General features: G+C 37.9%; 26 protein-coding genes. 6 read left to right on the top strand and 20 right to left on the bottom strand.

Features of this window, described 5'->3' with window-relative positions; genetic code table 11:
• Nucleotides 1-307: 307 nt before the first annotated feature.
• From IPU53_RS09195 to IPU53_RS09180, 4 genes are all read right to left on the bottom strand, one after another.
• The gene (locus tag IPU53_RS09195) at nucleotides 308-1,087 is read right to left on the bottom strand and encodes a carbohydrate ABC transporter permease (RefSeq protein ID WP_396019935.1); all 780 of its coding nucleotides are present in this window, start codon (nucleotides 1,085-1,087) and stop codon (nucleotides 308-310) included.
• A 68-nt stretch (nucleotides 1,088-1,155) separates the two neighbouring features.
• Entirely contained in the window at nucleotides 1,156-2,064 is a 909-nt protein-coding gene (locus IPU53_RS09190) for a carbohydrate ABC transporter permease (protein ID WP_207450176.1), read from the bottom strand.
• Nucleotides 2,065-2,294: 230 nt separating this feature from the next.
• On the bottom strand, nucleotides 2,295-3,611 hold the full coding sequence (locus tag IPU53_RS09185) for an ABC transporter substrate-binding protein (RefSeq protein WP_207450045.1): 1,317 nt from the start codon (nucleotides 3,609-3,611) through the stop codon (nucleotides 2,295-2,297).
• Between the two features lie 26 nt (nucleotides 3,612-3,637).
• Entirely contained in the window at nucleotides 3,638-4,240 is a 603-nt protein-coding gene (locus tag IPU53_RS09180) for a YesL family protein (protein ID WP_207450043.1), read from the bottom strand.
• A 239-nt stretch (nucleotides 4,241-4,479) separates the two neighbouring features.
• Between IPU53_RS09180 and IPU53_RS09175 the strand changes: the two genes are divergently transcribed.
• Both IPU53_RS09175 and IPU53_RS25445 read left to right on the top strand, forming a co-directional pair.
• Nucleotides 4,480-5,223, top strand: a complete 744-nt coding sequence (locus IPU53_RS09175) for a response regulator transcription factor (protein WP_207450041.1) — start codon at nucleotides 4,480-4,482, stop codon at nucleotides 5,221-5,223.
• Complete coding sequence (locus tag IPU53_RS25445) at nucleotides 5,220-6,977, top strand: sensor histidine kinase (RefSeq protein WP_207450039.1); 1,758 nt, start codon at nucleotides 5,220-5,222, stop codon at nucleotides 6,975-6,977. Before IPU53_RS09175 ends, IPU53_RS25445 begins: the two co-directional genes overlap by 4 nt.
• 219 nt (nucleotides 6,978-7,196) lie before the next feature.
• On the opposite strand, the gene IPU53_RS09165 is transcribed toward IPU53_RS25445, so the two are convergent.
• From IPU53_RS09165 to IPU53_RS09130, 8 genes are all read right to left on the bottom strand, one after another.
• Entirely contained in the window at nucleotides 7,197-7,829 is a 633-nt protein-coding gene (locus IPU53_RS09165) for an FAD-dependent monooxygenase (protein ID WP_207450175.1), read from the bottom strand.
• A 738-nt stretch (nucleotides 7,830-8,567) separates the two neighbouring features.
• Nucleotides 8,568-9,185: an NAD(P)H:quinone oxidoreductase type IV gene (gene wrbA / locus IPU53_RS09160; protein ID WP_207450037.1), complete on the bottom strand. Its 618-nt coding sequence runs from the start codon at nucleotides 9,183-9,185 to the stop codon at nucleotides 8,568-8,570.
• A gap of 167 nt (nucleotides 9,186-9,352) precedes the next feature.
• The gene (locus IPU53_RS09155; protein ID WP_242698178.1) at nucleotides 9,353-10,243 is read right to left on the bottom strand and encodes an RNA polymerase sigma-70 factor; all 891 of its coding nucleotides are present in this window, start codon (nucleotides 10,241-10,243) and stop codon (nucleotides 9,353-9,355) included.
• Between the two features lie 213 nt (nucleotides 10,244-10,456).
• Entirely contained in the window at nucleotides 10,457-10,681 is a 225-nt protein-coding gene (locus IPU53_RS25440; RefSeq protein WP_313886469.1) for a DUF4260 family protein, read from the bottom strand.
• Nucleotides 10,682-11,019: 338 nt separating this feature from the next.
• Nucleotides 11,020-11,331 (bottom strand): GNAT family N-acetyltransferase, encoded by a 312-nt coding sequence (locus IPU53_RS09145; RefSeq protein WP_313886468.1) that lies wholly within the window; start codon nucleotides 11,329-11,331, stop codon nucleotides 11,020-11,022.
• Nucleotides 11,332-11,338: 7 nt separating this feature from the next.
• Nucleotides 11,339-11,560, bottom strand: coding sequence for a hypothetical protein (locus IPU53_RS09140; RefSeq protein WP_207450035.1), 222 nt, complete (start codon nucleotides 11,558-11,560; stop codon nucleotides 11,339-11,341).
• 188 nt (nucleotides 11,561-11,748) lie between these two features.
• The gene (locus IPU53_RS09135) at nucleotides 11,749-12,660 is read right to left on the bottom strand and encodes a VOC family protein (RefSeq protein WP_207450033.1); all 912 of its coding nucleotides are present in this window, start codon (nucleotides 12,658-12,660) and stop codon (nucleotides 11,749-11,751) included.
• Nucleotides 12,660-14,150 (bottom strand): carboxylesterase/lipase family protein, encoded by a 1,491-nt coding sequence (locus tag IPU53_RS09130; protein WP_207450031.1) that lies wholly within the window; start codon nucleotides 14,148-14,150, stop codon nucleotides 12,660-12,662. The genes IPU53_RS09135 and IPU53_RS09130 overlap by 1 nt, the downstream gene beginning before the upstream one ends.
• A gap of 126 nt (nucleotides 14,151-14,276) precedes the next feature.
• Here IPU53_RS09130 and IPU53_RS09125 point away from each other — a divergent pair, with 126 nt between their 5' ends.
• A complete protein-coding gene (locus IPU53_RS09125) occupies nucleotides 14,277-14,921 on the top strand; it encodes a CGNR zinc finger domain-containing protein (RefSeq protein ID WP_207450029.1) in 645 nt (214 codons plus the stop codon).
• Nucleotides 14,922-15,182: 261 nt separating this feature from the next.
• Here the strand turns inward: IPU53_RS09125 and IPU53_RS09120 are convergent, their stop codons facing one another.
• Nucleotides 15,183-15,704 (bottom strand): PadR family transcriptional regulator, encoded by a 522-nt coding sequence (locus IPU53_RS09120; protein WP_278253259.1) that lies wholly within the window; start codon nucleotides 15,702-15,704, stop codon nucleotides 15,183-15,185.
• 496 nt (nucleotides 15,705-16,200) lie between these two features.
• On the opposite strand from IPU53_RS09120, the gene IPU53_RS24920 reads away from it, so the two are divergent.
• From IPU53_RS24920 to IPU53_RS09110, 3 genes are read left to right on the top strand one after another with little or no spacing between them, the layout of a single operon-like run.
• Complete coding sequence (locus IPU53_RS24920) at nucleotides 16,201-16,458, top strand: hypothetical protein (RefSeq protein WP_242698177.1); 258 nt, start codon at nucleotides 16,201-16,203, stop codon at nucleotides 16,456-16,458.
• A gap of 33 nt (nucleotides 16,459-16,491) precedes the next feature.
• Nucleotides 16,492-17,064: an alpha/beta hydrolase family protein gene (locus IPU53_RS24915; protein WP_242698176.1), complete on the top strand. Its 573-nt coding sequence runs from the start codon at nucleotides 16,492-16,494 to the stop codon at nucleotides 17,062-17,064.
• 24 nt (nucleotides 17,065-17,088) lie between these two features.
• Entirely contained in the window at nucleotides 17,089-17,700 is a 612-nt protein-coding gene (locus IPU53_RS09110) for a VC0807 family protein (protein ID WP_242698175.1), read from the top strand.
• 305 nt (nucleotides 17,701-18,005) lie between these two features.
• Here IPU53_RS09110 and ptsP read toward each other — a convergent pair whose 3' ends face one another.
• The 7 genes from ptsP to IPU53_RS09075 all read right to left on the bottom strand — a co-directional run bounded on the left by ptsP (nucleotide 18,006) and on the right by IPU53_RS09075 (nucleotide 24,562).
• Nucleotides 18,006-19,721 carry a phosphoenolpyruvate--protein phosphotransferase gene (ptsP, locus tag IPU53_RS09105; protein ID WP_207450025.1) on the bottom strand — a complete coding sequence of 572 codons (1,716 nt, stop codon included), beginning with the start codon at nucleotides 19,719-19,721 and terminating at the stop codon, nucleotides 18,006-18,008.
• A 167-nt stretch (nucleotides 19,722-19,888) separates the two neighbouring features.
• Complete coding sequence (araD, locus tag IPU53_RS09100) at nucleotides 19,889-20,602, bottom strand: L-ribulose-5-phosphate 4-epimerase AraD (RefSeq protein WP_207450023.1); 714 nt, start codon at nucleotides 20,600-20,602, stop codon at nucleotides 19,889-19,891.
• Entirely contained in the window at nucleotides 20,586-21,449 is an 864-nt protein-coding gene (locus IPU53_RS09095; RefSeq protein ID WP_242698174.1) for an L-ribulose-5-phosphate 3-epimerase, read from the bottom strand. Before IPU53_RS09095 ends, araD begins: the two co-directional genes overlap by 17 nt.
• A gap of 5 nt (nucleotides 21,450-21,454) precedes the next feature.
• On the bottom strand, nucleotides 21,455-22,093 hold the full coding sequence (locus tag IPU53_RS09090; protein WP_207450019.1) for a 3-keto-L-gulonate-6-phosphate decarboxylase UlaD: 639 nt from the start codon (nucleotides 22,091-22,093) through the stop codon (nucleotides 21,455-21,457).
• A 147-nt stretch (nucleotides 22,094-22,240) separates the two neighbouring features.
• A complete protein-coding gene (ulaG, locus tag IPU53_RS09085) occupies nucleotides 22,241-23,305 on the bottom strand; it encodes an L-ascorbate 6-phosphate lactonase (protein WP_207450018.1) in 1,065 nt (354 codons plus the stop codon).
• On the bottom strand, nucleotides 23,302-23,763 hold the full coding sequence (locus IPU53_RS09080) for a PTS sugar transporter subunit IIA (protein ID WP_207450017.1): 462 nt from the start codon (nucleotides 23,761-23,763) through the stop codon (nucleotides 23,302-23,304). Before IPU53_RS09080 ends, ulaG begins: the two co-directional genes overlap by 4 nt.
• A 16-nt stretch (nucleotides 23,764-23,779) precedes the next feature.
• A complete protein-coding gene (locus IPU53_RS09075) occupies nucleotides 23,780-24,562 on the bottom strand; it encodes a DeoR/GlpR family DNA-binding transcription regulator (RefSeq protein ID WP_207450015.1) in 783 nt (260 codons plus the stop codon).
• Nucleotides 24,563-24,681 lie beyond the last annotated feature (119 nt).

Raw genomic sequence — 24,681 nt, 5'->3', positions numbered from 1 at the left:
TGCTAAAGCACTTCTCCTACGACTACTACTATTAGATGGTGGTCCCCATCTCTACAATATACAGTTACTTGTTTCATTCTATCATACTTTTTTGAAAGCGGATACTTGAAAACAAGAATACATTTTGCCTTCTAAATATATAGCGAATAAAAGTTTATTCTTCTAAACTTATTATCAATAACTTTAGAACCAGAATAGGGCGGTTCCTCACTTGTCTTTTCTTAAAACCTTGCAATTGGGGCTTATTGTCTAAGGCGGGATAAATTTTTCACGTTAATTAATGTATCTAATGAAAACAAATTTGTTTTTACCCCTTCACTCCTCCAGCCGTAATCCCTTCTACCAGGTACTTTTGGAAAAACAAGAAAATAAGTAACTGAGGAACGATGGATGCTACTGACATCGCAAACATGGGCCCCCATGCAGATACAGACGAAGGATCAGAAAACAATTGTAAACCTAATGCAACTGTATATAATTTTGTATCATTTAAATAAACAAGTGGTGTCATAAAATCATCCCATGTCCAATAGAAAGAAAAGATTGCGACAGTGGCAAGAGCCGGGATAGTTAAAGGTAAAATCACCCGCCAAAAGATGCCAAATGTAGTTGCGCCATCCATATAAGCTGCCTCATCTAACTCTCTAGGTATCCCCCTAATAAATTGGATCATTAGAAAGATAAAAAAAGGAGTGCCTCCTATAAAGGCAGGTACTATTAAAGGTAAATACGTATTCACCCACCCTAAATTATGAAATAAAATGTATTGCGGAATTAAGGTTACTTGTGAAGGCAACATTAACGTTATAATCATACATACAAATAAAGGTGTACGAAAACGAAATTTAAGCCTAGCAAAACCAAATGCAACTAAAGTTGAAGAAAATAAAGTCCCGATAACCACCATCGTTGTAACAAATGTAGAATTAAGAAAAAAAGTCGAAAAGCTTAAGTTCCCAAAACCTTTCCAACCTGTCACATAATTCTCCCATTTCCATTCAGAAGGAATCAATGAGACTGCATTTCGAAAGATTTCACTTTCCGGTTTCAAGGAGCTTGCGATCGTCCATAATATTGGGTAAATCATCAATAAGCCTAAAAGCAATATACCTCCATGATAAATCCATGTTTTGAATGTTTTATTCCTCCTCAACTTTACCTCCCTCCTTCTGATTCATAATAAACCCAACTTTTCGCAGTTCGGAAAATAAAAGCCGTGAATATTGCACAAATAAGCAGCAAAATCCAAGCTAATGCGGAAGCATATCCCATATCAAAATGCCCAAATGCTTTCTCATATAAATACACGGCATAGAATAAGGTACGATCCATTGGTCCACCTTCCGTAATTAAAAAGCTTTGAGTAAAAGCCATAAATCCTTGAATCGTTTGCATAACTAAGTTGAAGAATATAACAGGTGATAGCATCGGAAGAGTAATTTTCATAAATCTTAAAACGGGATTGGCTCCATCCACAGCAGCTGCTTCATAAAGTTCATTAGGAATCGCCTTCAAACCTGCTAAGAAAATGAGCATTGGCGAGCCGAATTGCCAAACAACTAACAATATTAATGTAGAGAGAGCAAAATTTGGGCTTGTGACCCAACTAATGGACGGAACTCCAAAAATGGATAGTATGTCATTTACTGCACCCTCTCCACCAAAAAGTTGCTTCCATACGACCGCAATCGCTACGCTTCCACCTAAAATAGATGGAATATAATATAAAGTACGATATAACCCTACACCACGACGATTTGTATTAAATAACATGGCAACAAAAAGGGCAAATGCTAATTTTAGTGGAACACTAACGAATACAAAAATAAAAGTAATCTTAACAGCTCTCCAAAAACGGTCATCATTTATAAACATCTTAATATAATTATCAAAGCCAACCCAAGAGGGCTCGGACAATAGATCATAATTGGTAAAGGAAAAGTAAAAAGATGCAATCATAGGTCCAACAATAAAGCCTAAAAATCCTATTAACCATGGGGCGATAAAGCCTAAACCAATTAAATCATTTTTTATGCTGTTTTGCGGTTTATTTGATTGATGCAGATGTGCCTTCCTTACCTGTTCGGCTATTTTTCCGGCCACTTGTTCTACCTCCAATTTATTTATAATCGTAAAGAGACTGGGAAAAAATTGTTTTCACTGAAGGAAAAATCGAACTACCCACGGGGAGATAACCAGCTCCAGAAATATACTTCGTTGAGATAGTCGATTGTTCAATTTTGGCGTATAACACATTTTAGTTACGACCCAGACCTCTTGTACTACTTTTCTACTTAATTTTTAGCTAGTATATCTGTCGCTTTCTTTCTAAAGTTCTCTGCAGCTTTTTCAGGTGTCATTTCTCCATAATAAATTGGATCTGCTACTTCATTCTCGAATAATGTTTCGATTTCAGTGGAGCCTCGTGGGTCTGGTGGATCAATTTCACGGCTGTATTCCTCAGCTAGTTCTACATACTCAAACATCTTCTTCCCTGCTTCAGATGCATTTCCTTTTAAATGTTCGCGAACTTTTGTTGCTATCGGAACACCACGTTCTGCATTTAATATGTCATTGGCCTCAATACTATTTGTAAAGTAGCTTATAAATTTTGCAGCCTCCTCCTGTTCTTTGGAATGTGTCGAAACAGAAAGGAACTGGCCTGGTTTGATGTAATGACCCAATTCTCCATCTTCTAGCATGGGTTGAAGCATTAAATCTAGTGGTCTACCCGCAGCCGTTTCAACGGCAATCAATTGATTACTATGAAAATCCGTCACAATGGCTGTTTTTTCATTAATGATCGGTAATTGTTCAACGTTGCCACCAGCAGCTTTAAATACATCGGGTGGCGCAGCCGCTCCGGAATCCAACATATCTACGGTTATTTGTAGAAAGTCAATGAGTAATTGATCATCCTCATAACCTAATCTGTTTCCTTCATCGTTATATAGCCACTTCCCATGTTCTCGCAAATAATGCTTGAATCCCATAACTCCTGCATGTGGTTGAACACCATATACACCTTCTCCCAGGTTATCTGATAATTGTTGGGCCACATCCTTTAAATCTTCCCATGTATAACCAGGTTCTAATACTGGTACATCAGCTTTTTCAAACATTGCTTTATCCAGCAGAATGGCATGCACATTGGCCCCGATATTGACCGCATATAGTTTATCATCAAGCTTTCCACCATCAATATAGGTATCTTCCACATCACTTAAATCAAGTGCACCCTTTTCTACAAAAGGATTTAAATCTGCGAGCAATCCTTTTCCTACATATTCTGATAAATATTTATAATCCATTTGTACAATATCCGGTAAATTCCCTCCTGCTGCTTGGGTAGCCATCTTTTCCCAATAACCATCCCAACCCGTGAATTCAGGGGAAATCGTTACATGCGGATTTTCTTCCATGTACTGATCAATCACTTTCAGCGTGCGATCATGTCGGTCCTGAGAACCCCACCATACCATTCGTAACTCTACTTGATCTCCATCAGGCTTACCGCTAGAATTTCCTTTTTTTGAATTACAACCTGCCAACATACCAATGGTTAGACATAATAAGATAATCGCGATCCAATATTTCCTTTTTCTTTGCATTGTTCTCTCTCCTCTTTATTCCTTCATTACTTGCTGAAACTTCCTTTAAGCATGGTGACCTGATGGATGGCTTGACCACCTACGATCATGATAATGAAAAAGGTTAGACTCACCCCCACCGAAAACAAAATTTGTGGAAAGTATAAGGATAGATATATCATGCCTCCTGCAGCAATGGCTAATCCAAGTGTCTTCAATGGATTTAACATACCGATAATAAAAGCATATTGAATATATTTGTGTAGTTTTAGTCGGTATGTGGTATACGTGGGTATGATATACATTAAGACAATCAAATACCAAACAGATATAATATAGATACCTAAACTGATAATTTGATTGATCATCCCTCCTTTTTGGACAAAAAACCTTAAATCAAAGTAGATAATAAACCCAATAACGAACAAGGTAATCGCTAACATATTAACTTTTAAAAAGTTTTGCTTATATTCTTGCCAATATAAGATAAATATCGGAGAAGACTCGTTTTTCTGTGTTAACCACTGTTGTTGTATTTTACAAAGCGCTACAGTCGCTGGAAAAATACCAAGTATACCGAGACCCAATAAGGTGAAAAGGAACCACAAAAGATTTACATAAACGAGCTTCAATGCGTAAATACAAAACACATACACAGTTTCCGTTAATTTTGTTTGAAGTATGGTTTGTCACCTCTTCCGCCATTAGTTGTTATTGTTCTTCATTTCTATTAGAATGACTGTATAAAAAGAGTATAGTAATTTTTCAATCAAAAAAAGGCATTCTATTTCTTATAACCACCAATATTTTAAGCGTTTACATATAAAAGTATCTTTTCTTCTTTTGTTCCATAAAATATGATACCTTTTTTCGCGGAAGGAGCTTCGATATGTATAAAATACTTCTTGTTGATGATGAGCAAGAAATCCGTTTTGGTTTAAAAAATTACTTCCCATGGAACAATCTTGGCTTCACTATTACACATGATTGCGAAAACGGACAACAAGCTCTTGAGTTTTTGAAGGAAAATCCGATAGATGTCGTATTAACAGATATTCGAATGCCTGTATTAGATGGCATTGATTTAGCTAGAGAGGTTAAGGATAGGGAATACCCTATTCAAATCATTTTTCTAAGTGGATATAAGGACTTTCACTATGCCCAAAATGCCCTTAAATATGGGGTAAGAGATTATATTATAAAGCCAGGAAAGTACGAAGAAATTGAAGAGGTTTTTACTATACTCAAAAAAGACTTGGATCAAGAATGGAACAACACAAGGAGGAACCAATCTGCCAATAGTTACTCGGAAAACATTACTCAGACCATAAAAAAATATACAGAAGAGCATTACGCAGAGGTGACACTTGAAGATTTATCCCAGTTATTAAAAATGTCTCCAAATTATATTAGTACATTTTTTAAAGAAAAGACGGGGATGAACTTTTCTACTTATTTAGCGGAGATTAGAATGAAGAAAGCAGCAGAACTTTTAATTGATTACCATTATAAAACTTATGAGATTAGTCACATCTTAGGCTATAACAATCCCAAGAGTTTTACTAGAATGTTTAAAAAGTACTATGGTGTGTCCCCGCGAGAATATCGAAATCAGAGGGCTATATCATTGTGATTAGAAATAAAAAATTCTTATTAAAGAATACTTTACTATTTCTTTTTCCGTTATTAATTCCCTTGTTCATTTTAGGATCATTTGCCATAGTCATTACAGATAAATATATGAAAGAATCCATTACTAGTAATAACTTTAATGCCTTACAACAGCTAGAGCAACAAACGGATATTGTATTAAATGAAATGCACTTGTTGAATTTAGATTACAACTGGAATCCTGAGATTATCCTTTCTCTTCAAGATATTCTAGATTCGGATTATTTAACTCTTAATCAAAACCAGAAACTGCAATACCAAGAAGGGACACTTCGGCGTAAGGAAATTGCCACACCTTATATTCATTCCATTTATGTATTTTACACGAATACGAAAAATCGTGTTTTAACATCTCAAACAGGAATCACTTCAATAGATGCCATGAATGACCAGTCTTGGTTTAACGAGTTTGATCCCAATTCCACTGAAGAAAATATTTGGATAAAAAATAGAAGGGAGGCACAATTTCCATTTGAAGAGCCAAAACCGCTTATCACTATATTTAAAAATGTGTTCAAAACAAATGCATCTACTTCTGAAGGTTTGATTGTTTTAAATATCCAACAGAACTATTTTGAAGACTTAATCAATGAATGGAATAATTACCATAATCAAAGCATTTTTGTTTTAGATGACCAGAATAACAAATTATATGGCAATAAAAATAGTGAAATGTTAAATATAGAAGATTGGGATCTTACAACTAATCAACAAACATTTGAAGTTAAAATGGATCATAAAGCTTATATTGTGAACCAACTTCATTCGAAAAATTATAATCTTAGATACTACTCTATTGTTGAAAAGAATATTATTTACTGGATCCCCAATCAGTTACGATTATTAACCATCATTTTTGTCTGCTTATCTTTTATTATAGGAATTGCGATCATCTACTATTTATCCCGAAAAAATGCCCGCCATATTAGTGATATTATTATGATCTTAAATATGACGAATCAAAAGAAAGAAAACTTAACCAACGATATCTCATTCAAAGACAATGAATATCAATTGATTGTCAGAGGAATTTTAAAAAATTATATAAACCAAAACAATCTTGAAAAAGAATTAAACGAACAAAAATACCAACTTCAATCAGCAGAGTTATCTGCCTTGCATAATCAAATTAATCCACATTTCTTATCAAATACGCTTGCTATTATTTATTGGAGGGCAATAGCATTAACTGGGAAACCGAATAAAGTAACTGAAATGCTGGGAACATTAACCGATATTCTAAATTTCTCATTGAGAACCAAAAGTCATACAGTGACCTTGAAAGAGGAGATTGAAAATGCTAAAAATTATGTAGAGATCATGAGAATAAGGTCCCGAAATGATTTTCATATATACTGGGAATATAACCAGTCTGATCTTGATCAGCAAGTCTTGAAATTCATCTTGCAACCAATACTAGAAAACTGCCTTCAACATGGGACCGACGGCGAGAGCACGAGTAAGATCAGGATAAAAATAGAGCGAAAAAATAATAGTATGAGTTTCCGCATTACTGATAATGGACAAGGAATGAGTAAACATTCCTTGCAGCAATTACATACTGAACTTGATAAAGATGAATATGTCACGAATCATATTGGTTTAGCCAATATTAAAAAGCGTTTATCACTAGTGTTTAATAACAATTATATTTTTACTATCAGGAGTAAAAAAGGTTGGGGAACCGCCATTTTTATTAAACATCCTTGTGCATAAGATAACGCGAATTTCGATCCAGTAGTTAACATATATTTTGGTTTATTGTAATCTCACCTTTGACCGTTAAAACCACAAGAATGCTTTTATATCAAGCACTCCTGTGGTTCTTTTAGTAGTCAAAGGTAAGGACTATTTATTTTTTTACTCATTTCTAAAACAATGCTATGGCCCCTTGGTTGTACTTCCTCCTATACATTCGGACCAACTACCGCTCAATTACTCATCTTCTATAAATGGAATTTCCGTAATTCTTAGATTTGTACAACCATATGGTAAAAGTTTTACCTTTTTCACCGAACTAAGTGGTTTTCTATCTGCTGGAACTCTAGTAACAATTCCATTTTCTTTAGGCCAGTTTATTTCCACAACGTTTGCTGTGGCTTCAATTGGAGCTTCTTCGGCATTAAATGGAAACTTCCCTATTCCATTAAACTTATATTGGATATTTTTATCAACATATCCATAATTCCATTGTGACTGTGGAAATACTTCATAATCACAATGAGGGAATACCCGTAAATTTTCCTCTTTCCCGTAATCAATCATTTTCCACTCATCTTTAATCGCAATGGAATATAGAAGTGGTCCCCTTTTCACTGCCACCATATCTTCTGGGCGATTGATAAATTCAGTCTCGAAATCAAGCAAGACTGAAGTTTCTCTACAATTCTCTTCGAATCTTTCCTCATACGTCCCCCCTTGAAAGCCCGCCTGAATCTGGTTCCTTACCACACTGTCCGCTCCGTCACATCCACAAACATACAAAAACTCTACTTGATCTGTTTTGTCGGTACCAGAAAATTCAGCCGTAATGCCTTCATTCGTTTCCTGAAAGGATTTAAGTTCAATATTCTATTCCACTGTAATCTCATACTTATTCAGCTGTTTCAAGTAGTAGTCCCTCATGCTCATCCTGAGGGTAACTGAAAGGGGAAGTAAAGCGACTCACTTCCTTACCAAGAGAGCCCATTTCAACATGCGCATAAAGTTTGGAAAAAAATTCGTAGTGGGGGATTTTGTATATTTATACTTTTTCCTTCTCTTTGTCATTATTCAAACAATCCTTCCTTAAAATAATTGACTTTTCGGCTCTGAACGAAAAAAACACAGAAATAAACGTCTGTAGTTTCTAGTAAACGGAATCAATTATTTAGAAGTAAGACAAAAATACATTGTGACGTAGGAAAAAGCTATACGACACAAAAGGGGCTTTCTTGTAAAAAAAGCTAAATCAATTTCTCACAAAAATATTAAAAGGAAAGGATGAATAATAAACCTTCCCTCTAATTAACAAAGTATTTATAATATAGATTGTTAAATAAAAATGGACAGACTTATCCCGTTTACTCTGTAAGCGAAAACAATAGAGCCTTCGAACGTATTAAATTACATGTTCAAAGCACAATAAGTCTTGATTGCACCCATATTATTTAACAACCCTCCTTAGATTAATTACACTAAATACAAACAGTATAATTTATTCAAGTTATTTTTTGTTTTCTAAACGATACATGAGGTTAAGGATTCCTGCATAGAAACGATCCAACCAAATAATTTTGGTCGAACCGTTTCAATGAAAGGTTATAATTACTCGGAAAGCATACCTTGTTTAACCCACTTGGCAACTGTGGTTGTTCGTTTTGCTTGGTGTTTCACTGCGTCAGCCACATCTTCTTTCATATTTCCTTCTTGGTCTATAGTAACACTTGTTCCGTATGGATTCCCACCTGCACCATATGTTACAGGATCTGTATATCCAGGAGCAGCAATGATAGCACCCCAGTGCATCATCGTCGTATATAGCGCTTTAACAGTTGCTTCCTGACCGCCGTGTAGATTATTTGCGGAAGACATACCACTAACTACCTTGTTGGTCAATATGCCATTGAACCATAGCCCTCCTGTTGTATCAAGGAATTGTTTCATTTGTGCCGGTAAATTACCAAAACGAGATGGCATGCTGAAAATATAAGCATCCGCCCATTCAAGGTCATCTAGTGTAACCTCAGGTACATCTATTGTTGCATCCACATGAGCTCTCCAAGCAATGTTTGAATCGATTGCTGCACTTGGTGCAGTTTCAGCAAATTTCAATAATTTCGCTTCAGCCCCGGATGCTTTTGCACCCTCTTCTGCCCATTGTGCAAGTTGATAGTTTGTCCCTGTTGAACTGTAGTAAATGACTGCCACTTTTACATTCGCCATTATAAATTCTCTCCCTTTACTGTTAGTTTCGTCTTCATGTAGTTAAAACGTGGTTCCATACCTATCTCCTCCATTAATTTGCTTTGGGGTTTTCAATAGTAAGACAAAACAGAGGACGGATTTGTGACATAAAAAAAAAGAGCCCTTTGGCCTCCAATCGATCCTTATTAAGGAACAGGAATATAATTTAATTTATCGGGATTTAAAATAAAAAAGATTTTCCGGATATTCCTTTGTTTTGAATCGAATTCAAAGCAAATGACTTTATTAACATGCCCCTCTCTTACTTGCAAGACTCCTTTTTGACCATTGACCATCATTGGAAGAAGTTCTCCTATGAAAGCCCCTTTATCCGAAATTTTTTTGATAAAAGCAGATACCTGCTGTTTGTTTACAATTGGATGCAACGCAGTAATTACCTTTCCTCCTCCGTCGGCCACAAGTACAACATCTTCCGTAAGAATATCAATCATTTCCTCAAAATTCCCAGTCTTCGACGCATTTATAAATGTTTTTGCAAGAAGGTCAACGCGTTCAGTATTCTTTGGATGAGCAGGTATATCATTCCGTAATTTTCGCTTGGCACGGCTGAAGATTTTTCTACAATTCTCTTCGGTCTTCTCCAGCATATCGGCAATACTCTTATAGCTATAAGCAAATCCTTCTCTAAGAACAAACACTGCTCTTTCGACAGGTGACAGTTGTTCCAGTAATACGAGAAAGGCGTATGAAATTGATTCGTCCGTTACAACCTTATCCAAAGGCTGCTCTGCTTGGTTCACCTGAGGTTCAGGCAACCAGGTTCCTGCGTAAATTTCTCTATTATTACGGGCTGAATTCAAAAAGTTGAGACAGCGATTCGTCGTCATTTTTGCAAGATATGCTTTCAGGTCCCTGATTTGATCGGGGTCAAATTTAAGCTGTAGGAATAAATCATGAACGACGTCTTCTGCATCAGTAACAGATCCAAGCATCCGGTACGCAATAGAAAAAAGATACGATTGATATGTCTTATATAATGTATCCAACTTCATCTCTTTCTCACCACCAATTTTCAATTACATTTGTCCTTAATTTATACGATTTGTAGATTGAAGACCATATTTACAACATGGATAAAATTATTTTTTGTCAGGGAAGAATACTTTTCCCATGCCTCCGAAAGCAACAAGCCTTTCACGCTCCCATACTATGAATCAATGAATTTGATACAAGTATGGTCTTTTAATAGTCTCTATATTCAACAATCGCCCGTTTGCTTAATCTCAATTTCAAATATTATCTAAATGGGAATCTTTAAAGTGCGTAGGATATTTCAATCCATAACCAATCGTACGATCCATTCCAATATGGGCAACCCATATTAAACTTAGCATTAATAAAACATCATTGTGCATCAATAATCCGCAGATAATTACTCCAATTGGTACAAAATATGTATGAAGCAAATTATATAATATCGCACCAAACTTATTATCTCTCAAGTATCCAAGCATCGATATCGGGAGCTAACAGTAAAAATTAAAAATAAAATCCAGCTATACCCCATGCTAAAATAAAAATAGATACTCAATAACAAAACTGCCAAACCCTCTATATGCAATATAACTTTATTCAAATAATCCCCCCTTCACCTTCCCATCTTCTTAAACAATCTGGCACTCGTATTAACAAAAATCAATAATTGTCTTTGACCACCTTTAACATTTGAAGCGGAGCACCGAGATGGTAAGCTGAATGAGCAATCGTGCCAATTATATTTATACCCCATTCGTCTCCATAGAAAGGTATATTTCCGAATACTTAGAAATATACCACTACCGCCCCATCCAATTTAATGGTTTTTAACCCCATGCTGACTTAGAACATATTTAACGTAATCGCTGGTTTCTTCTATTCCTTTGTACTCCAACTCCATCCCTATCTTCTCAGCAACACTAATTGAGCCTTTATTCATTTTATGAATTTCAGCAATTACCTCTTGTAATTTAAGGCCTTCAACGGCATATTGTAGGATTACTTTTACTGCTTCTGTAACATACCCCTTGCCCCAATATTTTGGTCTCAACCTCCACTCTATTTCTACAGCTCCCAACGCATCGAAAGGATTAAGCAACATCCATCCCACAAATTGTTGAGTTTCCACTTTGTCACTATAGTCCAGTATCCCATGCCTTCTGGATAATTAGTTTCAAACCTTTTTCAAACAAATTCCCTATGCTTTTTTCACTAGCTGATATACCACTTACAATCTTTTTAAGTTCTGGAATATAATTCACAACTTCTGCTTCACAATCCATTTCAACACAACTTTCAAAGTCCTTAAAAGTTCGTTCACGTAGAATTAATCGATCTTTTTCAAAAGTCTTCGTCATACTAATATCATCATCTCCAAATGAAAATTAGGTCTCTAAGAAAAATAGCCTTTAACCTAGTTTTTTACTCAACGAACCGGCCCAATTTTAAATGCGGGCATTGAAATGATTCCAGCTTTTTCCAAACAGAAGTTTCTTGTTCTTTTAAGTTCATTCCTTTTGTAGCTTGAAAAACAATCTTTGCCGAATTAACGTTTTTTGTCCTCGGTTTCAAAAAGAACTGCGCAACCGCACGCATCTTGGGAACCAACAATCAATCGGTCATCATGCTCCTGAAACGAAACCTGATTTTCCGTTAGTACGTGACGAGGCATTCCAAGATCCGAGGTTGCAACGGTGAAACCCGCCAAATATGGAAGCGTCGGCGGAGTGCTTTCGGGAATCACCTCACCTAGGTGCTCCGGTGCAACCACAATCACTGTGGAAAACCCAAGTTCTACAATGTGAAGGTTTCCCTTCTGTACGTAATCGCACCCTGTATACATTCGATACTTGTCGGCATAATGTAAAGGGTTCGGCGCACACACAATGATTTCTGTAACGGTTTGTGCTCCGTTTGTGTGTTGCATATATCGTGGTTGCAGAACTAAATCCGGCGTCAAATGTTGAGCAATCTGAATGAGAGCCTCTGGATTACTGGCTTCCGGGAAAAACAAGCTTTTTGCTTTCATCATTTGCGTACCCTCCGGTGTATTCACTGGTCGTTGAAAGGGTCTAATATCTGAACAAGGAGTTCCCTGTTTTACTAATCTTTGGCGGACCGCTTCAAGATCATCCGTACCGAAGTGCATCACGTGTAAGCCTTCATATCGGTTCAGAGGCTCATCAATATCAAAAGGACCCCGCTGTTCTTTTGAAACGGCGTTCCAGATATTTTCATTGACTACCCCAAGGACCTCCAAATAGTTATTTCTAAAAATCGCTGTACGGTTCCCAACTCCAAGTTCCTCCGGATCTCCTCCCGATTTCTGGATAACTTTAGGCATTGAAAGCGGGGTGAACGTAAATCCCAACCTTTCATAGCGTTCGATCGTTTCCTCCATATTTTTAGTGATTAACCCAACATGGTGCAATATATTAACATCATCATTTCTCATCATTAAACCCTCCATTTGATTCCGGCGGCATCCCCTACGGGACCGACGGTATTTGCAAACCGCATAGTTTGCCTGCCATCCAATCGATATTCCGGCCAGGCCATCCGCTCGGTTTTTGGATCTCCAGTGTGGGCAAAAGCCGACCATGCAAATCGGATTGTCGCTGACAGATTTCTCATTGTTTCCTTGTCCGCTCCCCTCAGCATTTCTGCATCATTCCATGCTTGCAGAGTACCGAATACAAAAGGCAATTCGATGCAATGGCACGCACTATAGGGAGAATTCGCTGGTGCCCAATCAAATTGGTACACCCAAGTTCGAACTCCCGCCTTAGTCGCAGCTTCTGCGAACTGCAGAGATGGATACAAGAAAATATAATCCGTGACAAGATCGCTCAACAAATCCACCATTGTGCCACCCGGACGTCGATGGCGATATAAGTCAATGGCATCTGCCCGACCAGTTAGTTCAAGGAAACGTTTGGAAACCAAAGCAGGATCAAGATTTTGTTTTAATGGAACCTTGAGGAACGCGTTCGCTTCTTCTCCTGTTGTACCAATGATAAGGTCGACTCCTTTGGCACCGGCTCCCTTAGCAGCAGCTTCGATGAAATGGTCTGTTGTTGAGATCGAATCCAGCACTGGCATGAACGGTGGAGTGATTTTGCCGAATTGAGATGTCGAACGTGCAACTTCACCCATTGCTTTAATAAGGTGCGTGGTGGATTGTTTTTTTAGCTGATGGGCGACATCCTCCATATCCCCCTGTGGGATGTTCAATGAAGCCATCAGACGATTCCCGTATTCCAAAGCTCTTGTTTCTGCGAAAGGTGGTATTCCTACGGGAGTACTCTGCAAAATGGCGCGTCGAAAAAGGTTTGGATCATCAGGCATTGCCAGAATAGATAAAATCGCATGTCCACCTGCTGATTGTCCCATGACAGTGACCTGATCAGGATCACCGCCAAAATTGCGAATGTGGTCCCGCACCCACTTTAGTGCTTCAATCATGTCAAGGACACCTAACATCCCCTTGCTCACACCAGGGTGGAAAAGAAATCCGAGAGCACCCAGTCGATAATTGACGCCAACAACCACCAGGTCGCCCTCTTTAGCAAGAGTTGTGCCATCATACCAGTCTAAGGATCCTGCTCCGGCAATATAAGCGCCGCCATGTAGAAAAACGACAACAGGGCGAGCTTTTCTATCAACAGCTGGTGTTGAAATCGTTAGAGTTAGACAATCCTCATTTTGAGGACGCGACGAATCACCCACGACATCACGTAAACGAGAGGGGGGTTGCGGTGCCATGAAACCGTGCTCACGTGCTTCACGAACACCAGTCCAGGGTATAATACTACATGGTGGTGCAAACCTCAAATCACCTACAGGAGGTTTAGCATAGGGGACACCCCGAAATTGTACAACGCCATCGAGTTGGACACCTCTTAAATCTCCTAAGGATGACTGTGCCAATACAGATACTTCAGTCATCTTGTTCTCCTCACTTTTACCAGACCTTGCAGTCCAGGTTGTTATGTATTCCCTCTTTCCCGGGTGAGTGTAACATGTTAAAATGCATTTGTATGTATCATAAAACAAAAAGGTGTGACACGTCAAATGAATTTTGATTACTACACATCCGTATCTATGCAACTGGCCGTGGATATGGTGAATACTCTATCGGTGGTAAATGATGTGGATTTGCTGGTTAATGAGGATGATTTACGGAAGTTTCTGGTCAATCACAGCAATATCCTTAAACTAGCAAGCAATAAAATCATTTCGGATGTGAATGATAGAAAAGCAGTTAACGATATGTATCACGAAATGATTGAAGCATGGCATATTCATCGAAATGATGTGGACAGAGTCCGTGCGTTGCGAGAGCCATTACGTACTGTATTTGAAAAAGCCGCGTCCGACGAGAAGGAAGCTGCGACAATCCTTAATGAACAGCTACAAATCAGTCACGCAATACCGCGAATCAGTTGGCAACATGGACCGCTCCATATACACTTTGAATCTGCCGAAGAGGGCTGTTCTCAGTGGCTAGCTGCGACCGCAGTCATGGGACTCACTGTCATGCTGTGCGAATATGGAGGGAGTCGCTTTGGAATTTGCGCTTCACCTTCTTGTCGCAACGTTTTTTTGGACACATCAAAAAATAAGCGAAAACGTTACTGTTCTGAAGCATGCGCACACCGAGAAAGCGTGGCCGCCTTTCGTGCGCGTAGACGTTCAAACAAGCTGAATAAAAGCTAGACATCTAAGATGAGTAAAAGCCCATTTCTTTCAAAATAGAAAGAATGGGCTCTACTTTATCCATTATTAACTTGTTTAATAACAAATTTGTTTTTTAATTCGTCCTCCGCAAAAAAGTTTTAAAATTTTTCGTGCATTTGTTGTTCGATTTCTTTAATCACTTTGAGCCTATTTCTTCCAGCCCCGGATAACCTTATTAATACCGATCTGGAGTCCTTTGGATTTGTTATCTGCTCAATCATTCCTTCATTTAACAAAAATCTACATGCGGTTCTCGTTAAGACAACCAACGATGTAATCACACCATTCTAAGAAACTACGTTCGAATCTTATCCCTAGTTCAACAACTGCAATGGATGAAAATATCGGGTAGTCGTTTGTCAAAGGATGGTACTGTTCTCTTAATTCAGCAACCTTATCCATATAACCTTCCAAACGCTCCTTATGCTCCCTCTTAATCCCCTCAATCAAAGGCATCATTGTTTCCGGCTTAATGAGCCAGGCGCTATACTGCTTCAACAGAAACTCGTCCCAGTCCCCGGGTTCGCTCGGTTCAACGATCCACGATTTTAAATCTTCTATACCAGCATCTGTAATTTTATAGATTTTTCTTGCTGGCCTATACGACTCCTTTTCATAAGATTCGAGTTTTATGAGTCCGTCTGACTCCAGTTTTGAAAGGGTCGGATATAGTTGATTGTTATTGATTTTATAAAACAAATTGATCCTACCATCCATTTGTTTCTTCATATCATAACCACTCAGTGGTTCACGGGATAGCAAACTTAACAAGACGTATCGAAAAGAACTCCTTGAAATCCATACTCCTAATTATGGTTAAATGTAACACAAGTTATTATTGACATATTGATTTAAGATGTGTTAGGTTAATTTTAACCTATGGAAAAGGTTTTAACAAGCATTAAAAAATAGGAGTGATGGATGTGCATCTTGTATTTGAAGATCAAACATTTTCGTTCGAATTGTTGCGTACTACAAGTTATGCAACCTATGGAGGAGCGGATATCGGGGAATGCTAGATGACGGCTTATCGAATTCAGGAAGGAAACTTTGAAAGCTGACATAAGGAATGGAACAAAACAGCTAAGCAAATACATGCCCTAGCAGATTCTGCGCTGGCATCCGGGCAACGGGTAAGTGCACGCGAAGCTTATTTGCGAGCCTCTAACTATTACCGTACCGCTGAATTTTTCTTACACGGAAATCCCAGGGATATACTTGGGATAATAGTCGAAGTACATTTATAAAGGCTTGTCAATTGATGGATACGCCCGTTGAACAGATAAAAATCCCTTACGAAAATACAATTTTAACCGGTTACTTTTATCAAGTGGATGATTCACACAAGCCTAGCCCAACACTCATTATTCATGGTGGTTATGATTCAATCGGGGAAGAATTATATTTCCGAGGGGCTGCAGCAGCCATCCAGCGTGGATATAATTGTCTAACATTCGAAGGACCTGGACAAGGATCCGCCCTCAGGGAACAACACCTTCCCTTTCGTCCGGATTGAGAACACATTGTTTCTCCTGTTGTTGACTATTTGATGAACCGTCCCGCAGTCGATCCGGAACGAATTGCATTAATGGGAATCAGTTTAGGAGGATTGCTCGCCCCTCGAGCCGCAGCGTTTGAACATCGCCTTGCCGCCTGTATCGCCAATGACGGTTTATATTCTTTTCAATTCGGTGAAATGGGTCGTTCATTTATTGAGGGGGATGTGGCGGAAGACCTTCAACATGTGTCAGAGGGGGACATTGAAGAAGCCGTTCAAGAGTTGATGAGACAGGACACTGGTGTGCGTTGGGCGATGGAAAACGGAAAGTTCACATTTCAAGCGAATTCCATATTCGAACTACTTGAAAAAACCGAACCCTACACCTTGGACGGGGTGGCTGATAAAATCATTTGTCCTACTCTGGTCTGTGAAGCCGGGGCCGATCATTTTTTCTCCGGTCAGCCTCAGCAATTGTATGATGCACTAACCTGCCCGAAAACGTATCGGAAATTCACGAAAGAAGAAGGCGCGGAGGAACATTGTCATTTTGGCGCATTGCAGTTATTCAATCATTATGTATTCGAATGGCTGGATCAAACCTTACCAGCTGATTCGAAATGAATACGTGATAAAGAAAGGAAGATCATGTTGAAAAAAACAAGGAATGAAGTTATCGTCACGATTTTGTTAAATATCGCCTTGCCCTATTTAACCTATCGCCTATTAATCCCGTATACTAGCGGGGTTGTGGCACTCACTGTGGCTGCCTTACTACCGCTAAGCGATACATTGATCAATCTAATTAAAAATAAAAAAATAGATGCCGTTTCGAGCTTTATTTTTCTAAGTATTATTCTTGGAATTGTTGCTGTTCTGATTGGCGGAAATGAGAAGTTTATTTTGCTAAGGGAATCGTACATTATAGGCATTATGGGCATGGTTTTTTTGATTTCACTTTTCTTCACTAAGCCGCTCATTTATTATTTTGCCATTAGGTTTGCAGGCGGCAAAGCGTCAGCGGAAGAGAAATGGGCGAATTTGCCAGCGTTTCGAAAGAATGTTCACTTTTTGACTGTCTCTTGGGGCATCATTTTACTGTTAGAAGCGGTGGTAAAGGTCATACTCGTCTACTCAATATCGGTATCCGCATTTTTACTTATTGCACCGTTCTTTACTTATGGTATTATCGGCCTCGGGATTTTGTGGAACATTCAATTTATCAAAAGGGTAAGAAATAAGTCTGTCGTATCAAGTTGATAACAATCAACATATTTTGAGATCATGATGGAGATTCGATTCTATCCAATAGTTATACTCATTTTCATATCTATCATTTATTAGTCCCCACCTTTTTAAAGCAGAAGAAAGCAAATAATGCTGCCGGGGCCAGTATCCAGATTACCACGATGCTGCTAAGGTTGGGGAGTTTATCACCATTACTCACATTTCATACAGATATCCTTTTTGATGAGACTTAATTTTCCCTTAAATAAGAAAAATCCATTTTGAATATGATACTCAAAATGGATTTTCTCTATAATAATCACTATGATTCTATGCATTTACTCTTCTGTTATTTCCCTTACAAATTCAATAACTTCTTCAGTTGTACTCATTGCCAATATTATGTCTTTATTGGCAGCTAGCATTTTCTTGGATAATCCAAGTATTTGTGTACGTGCAGGAAGGATAGATGTTGCACTCATGCTGAATTCATCGAGCCCCAGTCCGAGCAGTATGGGAATGGCAATTGGATCTCCTGCCATTTCACCACACATCCCAACCCACTTCCCTTCACTGTGTGCTGCTTCGATCACATAGTTTACAAGATTTAAAATAGCTGGATGATATGGCTGATACAGGTAGGAAACCTGTTCATTCATGCGGTCTGCCGCCATTGTATATTGAATCAAGTCATTGGTGCCAATACTGAAAAAATCTACCTCTTGGGCAAATTGTTTTGCCGTAATAGCCGTCGAAGGGATTTCAACCATAATTCCAATTTCAATTTGAGCCGCTACTTCTTTACCTTCGTTTTGCAAATTTTCCTTTTCATCCATTAAAATTGCTTTTGCCTGCCGAAATTCCTCAAGTGTTGCAATCATCGGAAACATTATTTTCAAGTTTCCATGTACACTGGCACGAAGTAGTGCACGCAACTGTGGACGGAAGACATGTTCATTTGCCAAACAGAAGCGGATAGCCCGGAAGCCTAGAAATGGATTCAATTCTTTTGGCAGCTCTAAATAATTTAGTTCTTTATCGCCACCAATATCCAAGGTCCGAACAACTACTGGCTTATCTCCCATTTGTTCCAATACTGATTTGTATGCCTCATATTGTTCGTCTTCTGTCGGCAGCTGATTTTTACCCATATATAAAAACTCTGTCCGATAAAGGCCGATTCCTTCACCGCCATTATTCAATACACCTGCAACATCATCAGGTGTACCTATGTTGGAAACTAATTCAACCTGTTTTCCATCAACTGAAAAGGTTGGCACATCCTTCAGTTTAGCCCACTCCTCCTTTTGCTTTGCAAACATATCTTGTTTTTCAAGGTATAGAGCTAGGTCTTCATCTGAGGGATCGATCATGACGGTACCTTCATTCCCATCAACAATTACTAAGTCATTTTGTGAAACTGCTTTTGTGATGTCTTTGGTTCCAACGACTGCGGGAATCTCAAGAGACCTTGCCATAATCGCCGAGTGTGATGTACGGCCGCCAATATCTGTCGCAAATCCTTTTACATACTGTCTGTTTAATTGTGCAGTATCTGATGGTGTCAGGTCATTAGCGATTACAATTACTTCTTCATCTATCAACGCCGGATTTGGAAAAGTAACACCAAGTAAATGTGCCATTACACGTTTGGTTACATCACGAATATCGGCTACGCGTTCACGCATATATTCATTATCCATCGTTTCAAACATATCGATAAACATATTTGTAACTTCTTCTAATGCTGATTCTGCCATTACTTTACTGGACGAAATTTTATCTTTCATCGGGTTAATTAGTTCCGGATCGCTTAAAACTAAAAGATGCGCCGAGAAAATATCTGCATGCTCAATACCAAGTTCTTTTTCAGTATGTTCTTTGATTTTCTCTAACTCTTGTTTTGAAACTTCCAATGCTTTATCTAGACGTTTTATTTCCACGTTCGGATCATCGATGGGCCTTTTTTCAAATGATAAATCTGGTGATTCCAGATGGTATGATTTTGCAATTGCAATTCCGCTTGAAGCTGCGATGCCTTGTTTAATTGTCATACTGATTAGCCGACCTTTCTTTATACTTGATTTCAGGTATGAGTTAAGCGTTTTTATTTGTTCTATAACTTCATGCACAACGAAATCAGATATTACCAGATGAACTTCCAACTGTATTTGGCCTTCTGGCCGTGTTTACTCTCTAGTGTTTTCTTTCTAAAAGTAATTCATTTTTGACCATAATATGCATCTGAACCATGTTTTCTATAATAATGCTTACCTAGCAAATGATTAGATATTGGTGGTCGAGAAGATGATAGCGACTCCGTGTGAAGTGCCATTTCAGCTACTTCCTCTAGAATAATACTATTTTCTACAGCCGCGTTTACACTGTTACCCCAAGTAAATGGTCCATGACTATGAACAATTACACCTGGTACCGCATTTGGATCAATAAATCTTTGCTTAAAAGTCTCTACAATCACATTTCCTGTTTCGGCTTCATATGCCTTTTTTATTTCCTCTGCTGTTAAATCACGTGTACATGGTATTGGTCCATAAAAAGCATCCGCATGGGTCGTTCCATACACTGGTATATCTCTATTTGCCTGTGCCCACATAACCGCATATTTTGAATGTGTATGCACAACTGAGCGGATATCTTTAAAATTTTTGTATAATGTAACATGGGTTGCTAAATCAGATGAAGGTTTGTAAGTACCTTGTAGGATATTTCCATCGAGATCTGTAACAACCATATGCTCCGATTTCATTAAGGAATAAGACACACCACTTGGTTTAATAACAATTATGTTATAGTCATAATCTACCTCGCTTACATTCCCCCAAGTTAGTTTAATAAGCCCCTCATCAGGTAGACGCAGATTAGCTTTACAAACATTTTGTTGCATTTCTTTTATGCGCTCATCTCTTGTAGTCATAACCTGCCTCCTTAAACTTTGGTAATAAGAAAGAAAGCGCTTGTTTAATTTCCTCTTCAGGACGATCGCTCTTTTCACTCCACATTTCAATTAAGAATGGTCCTGAATAATGATTAGCTTTTAATATTTTCAAACAGCCTTCAAAATCAACACAGCCTTCCCCAAAAGGAACTTCTTTGAATTTTCCCGGGAATCCATTCGCCACTGCTAACGTATCCTTTAAATGGACACCAACAATTTGCGGCATCCCTATCTCAAGCTCATAGCCTACATCATTTTCAATCCATGCAGATAAGTTACCTAAATCAGGGTAGACTTTAAGCCACGGAGATGGTAATTGTTTTTTTACCTTATAGTATTCAGTAACAGAATTAATAAAAGGATCATCCATTATTTCAATGGCTAAGGTAATTTGTTTTTCTGCGGCCAGTTCTAAACACTTTTTCATTCCTTCTATATAATAATGTCTAGTCTGAATAGATTTTTCTTCATAATAGACATCATAACCAGCCAATTGAATGACGCGTACACCAATATCAGATGCTAGATTAATTGCCTTTTGCATCACTTCTAGAGCTTGTTTTCTGACCTGTTCATTAGTTGATCCAAGTGGGAAGCGACGATGTCCACTTAAACAAATTGACGGTATTTTTATGCCTGTCTTCAGAACACCATCAATCACTGCCTTTCTTTCCTCTTGGCTCCAATCTAGACGTGCTAAACGTTTATCCGTTTCATCAATTGACATCTCAACATAATCAAAATTGAGTTCTTTCGCCAATTCAAGCCTTTCTAACCAGGAAATATTAGCTGGCAATGCCTTTTCATATATTCCTAATGGATTCAATATGATCAGCCCCAAATTCGTCTAATTTCATCTTGAAAGTCTTTAGCTGCTTGTGCTGGATCTTCCGTGCCTGTAATACTTCTCCCGGCAATAAATGTGTAAACATCAATACCCTTAAACAACTTTATTGTTTCTAATTTAAGTCCTCCTGTAACAGATACCTTAAAGCCCATATCAACTAACTTCTTAACTTTAATTAAATCTTTTTCCCCCCATGTTTCGCCAGCTAGCAGAGCATCTCGGCTTTGATGGTATACCGCCTGGGAAATACCAGCATCTAACCATTGCTGTGCTTGCTCGTATGTCCAATCCCCATATAACTCTACCTGTAGTTCATCGATTTCTTTCATTGCCGCTTTCATTGTTGCGATTGTTGCGGAACAAATAACGGTCATCCAGTCTGCACCTGCATCCTTACAATTTTTTGCGACTGTTGCTCCCGCATCAGCACATTTTGTATCTGCAACAACGATCTTATCTGGATATAATGCACTAAGGCATTTCACTGCTTGCATTCCTTCTGCTAGACATAGAATTGTGCCGGCTTCAACAATATCGACAATGGGTCCTGCTTCTTTTATAGTTCTCAAAGCATCATCTAATGATGAATTATCTAAAGCTATTTGTAAGTTAGGAGTATTCATATTTTCTCATCCTTTTCTAAAGAGACTGGGACGAAAGTGTTTTCACCAAAGGAAAACCGAACTGTTATGGTACATATAATTCGCTCCGAAAAAGTAAGCAATGTTCGTCGATGTTGCGCTAGGTCCCAGCCCCCTCTTAAATTATTTTTATAGGAACGAAGGATATGGTACATCATTTTCTTTTACAAAGACGTCATCAAATCCTCTTGGGAAATGATATTCTAGATCATCTTTGTTATCGGGGTAGACAAATTTCCCGCCGACTTGCCATACATATGGTTTGAATTGGTATTTTAAACGGTCTTTTTTAGATTCCCAAATCAATTGTAATTCTTTTGGATCTGCTTGAAAGTTTGTCCAAATATCATAATGAACTGGAATCACCACTTTTGCTTTAAGTGCTTCTGCCATACGCAGCATATCGACTGATGTTACTTTATCGGTTATCCCACGTGGATTTTCTCCATACGCACCTAAGACAACATCAATTTTATGTTCATTTCCATGCTTAGCAAACATGTTCGAATAATGGGAATCACCAGCATGATACAAACTTCCGCCTGTAGTATTAAATAAGTAGTTAACTGAAAGTTCGTCCATATCTTGAGGTAGCTTCCCTTTTAATTCAAGTTCCTGCGGAGCTGTAATTAACGCCGTTCTATCAAATGATTCTAAGACTACTAATTCAACATCTTTTATATTCATTTTGTCACCAGGTTTAACTATGATGCAACGGTCTTCCGGTACACCCCACCCTTTCCAAATCTCCACTACCGACTGCGGCCCAATAAAAGGAACCGATTCATCACAGTTCTGTAATACGGCTGCCGCTGTATTAATATCGAGATGATCCGAATGAATATGGGTGACAACAAGTGCATCTAACTCTTTAATTGCGAAAGGATCGATAACAAATGGAGCGTTTCGTAAATTTGGTTGTAAATTTTCAACCCCACTCATACGCATCATTTGATGCCCTTTCTTCATCTTGCTGGTTTTTTTAGTGCGTTTTCCGGATCCACACCATAAATCAACTAGAATATTTGCATTTCCTTCACTCTTCAACCATATACCTGTGCACCCTAACCACCATGCAGCAAAAGTATTTTTTTCGACGACTGTTTCTTCAATTTCTTCATTTAGCCATGTTCCCCACTCTGGAAATGTGCTTAATACCCATGAATCTCTTGTAATTTTGCTTATTTCAGTCATTTTAATCCTTCCTTTCTTTCTTTAAAAAGATCTACTATATCTGTTTTTGTTTTAGCTTGATTAATTTCCTCAAAGATACTACTATCGGAAAAAATTGCAGCAATTTGTGGTAGAGCACTCCCAAGGTGATTTTCATTACTAGTTGCGGCCAAGCAAACAAGTACTTTTACATATTGATCTTCTGGAAAAAGGACTGGTTCTTTTAATGTTACGAAACTAAAAGAATCTTTCATCACATAACTACCTGGACGGGCATGTGGCATTGCAAAATTCTCTATGAGAATATAATAGGGTCCCATTTCATTTGTTGATTTAATAATTTCCTCAACATATTGTTGAGCTACTGCTTCTGAATCAATTAAAGGTTGTACAGTTTTTTGGATTGCTTCTTCCCAGCTACTTGCTTCTATATTCAATAGAACTGAATCGTTTTCAATTAAGGAGTCTAAAAAGTCCACTTTATATACCTCCATTTCAAGGGATAATTACGTTTACTCCTTTTTCTTTTAAGTTGTTTATTTCATCTCTATTAGAATCGTTGTTCACTACAAGAACGTCTATTTTTTCTATGGCAGCGCTTCTAAAATTATAAACCTTACCAATTTTTGAATGATCTGCTACAACGATCACTTCACCAAAACAAGATTCAATCATTTGTTCATTCACCCCTGCCTCTTGATAAACAGAAGTGAAGATCCCATCTTCTGCGCTAATGCCATTAATACCTAATATACATTTGTTAGCCACAATATTTGATATCATCTGAATCGCATTTTCACCAACTAATGATTTAGATTTCGCTCTATATTCACCACCAGTGATAAGCAACTCTACAGAATCCCTATCTATAACAGTGGGAGCTAAAGCATTATTTGTAATAATTTTTACGATTTTCCCCGAATCATTGATCTCTTTTAGAACGTATAATGTTGTGGATCCGGAATTAATAAAGATAGTATCACCATCTTCAATATGCTTAACTGTTTCTTTAGCGATTTCCTTTTTCTCTTTGGTATATTTGCCTCCTTTTTCTTCGTAGAGGACTTCATTATCTGTAATATCTTGAATCAGTCTAATGCCGCCATGAAATCGCTCAATATGATTACTATCTTCAAATTCCTTTATATCTCTCCTAATAGTTACTTCAGATACATTTAAAGATTTACTTAAATCAGCGGTTTTTGCTACTTTATGTTTCCTTAAATAATTGATTATTCTTTGCTTTCTTTGGTCAACAATATTTAATTTTTTCTCCATTTTCATACCCTCACAATCAAATCGAACATTTTTTAAATAAAAATAAACATCAATACGATCAATTCGAACATACAGCTACTTTAATCTATAAATGAAAGAATGTCAATTATTTTTTCTAG

Origin of the sequence: Bacillus sp. SD088, assembly GCF_017355205.1 — a bacterium.
GTDB lineage: Bacteria > Bacillota > Bacilli > Bacillales > Bacillaceae_C > Lederbergia.
Note: the sequence above shows the minus strand (reverse complement) of the source record. Positions and strands in the feature narration are given on the sequence as shown.

Excerpts from the sequence above, each read along its gene's own strand:
- IPU53_RS09175 (WP_207450041.1), top strand. The coding sequence starts at position 4,480 with ATGTATAAAATACTTCTTGTTGATGATGAGCAAGAAATCCGTTTTGGT.
- IPU53_RS09075 (WP_207450015.1), bottom strand. The coding sequence starts at position 24,562 with ATGGAGAAAAAATTAAATATTGTTGACCAAAGAAAGCAAAGAATAATC.
- IPU53_RS25440 (WP_313886469.1), bottom strand. The coding sequence starts at position 10,681 with ATGCTTGGATACTTGAGAGATAATAAGTTTGGTGCGATATTATATAAT.
- IPU53_RS24915 (WP_242698176.1), top strand. The coding sequence starts at position 16,492 with ATGAACCGTCCCGCAGTCGATCCGGAACGAATTGCATTAATGGGAATC.
- IPU53_RS09110 (WP_242698175.1), top strand. The coding sequence starts at position 17,089 with ATGTTGAAAAAAACAAGGAATGAAGTTATCGTCACGATTTTGTTAAAT.
- IPU53_RS09125 (WP_207450029.1), top strand. The coding sequence starts at position 14,277 with ATGAATTTTGATTACTACACATCCGTATCTATGCAACTGGCCGTGGAT.
- wrbA (WP_207450037.1), bottom strand. The coding sequence starts at position 9,185 with ATGGCGAATGTAAAAGTGGCAGTCATTTACTACAGTTCAACAGGGACA.
- IPU53_RS09195 (WP_396019935.1), bottom strand. The coding sequence starts at position 1,087 with ATGATTTACCCAATATTATGGACGATCGCAAGCTCCTTGAAACCGGAA.
- IPU53_RS09135 (WP_207450033.1), bottom strand. The coding sequence starts at position 12,660 with ATGATGAGAAATGATGATGTTAATATATTGCACCATGTTGGGTTAATC.
- IPU53_RS09090 (WP_207450019.1), bottom strand. The coding sequence starts at position 22,093 with ATGAATACTCCTAACTTACAAATAGCTTTAGATAATTCATCATTAGAT.
- IPU53_RS09130 (WP_207450031.1), bottom strand. The coding sequence starts at position 14,150 with ATGACTGAAGTATCTGTATTGGCACAGTCATCCTTAGGAGATTTAAGA.
- ptsP (WP_207450025.1), bottom strand. The coding sequence starts at position 19,721 with ATGACAATTAAACAAGGCATCGCAGCTTCAAGCGGAATTGCAATTGCA.
- IPU53_RS09185 (WP_207450045.1), bottom strand. The coding sequence starts at position 3,611 with ATGCAAAGAAAAAGGAAATATTGGATCGCGATTATCTTATTATGTCTA.
- IPU53_RS09140 (WP_207450035.1), bottom strand. The coding sequence starts at position 11,560 with ATGACGAAGACTTTTGAAAAAGATCGATTAATTCTACGTGAACGAACT.
- ulaG (WP_207450018.1), bottom strand. The coding sequence starts at position 23,305 with ATGACTGAAATAAGCAAAATTACAAGAGATTCATGGGTATTAAGCACA.
- araD (WP_207450023.1), bottom strand. The coding sequence starts at position 20,602 with ATGACTACAAGAGATGAGCGCATAAAAGAAATGCAACAAAATGTTTGT.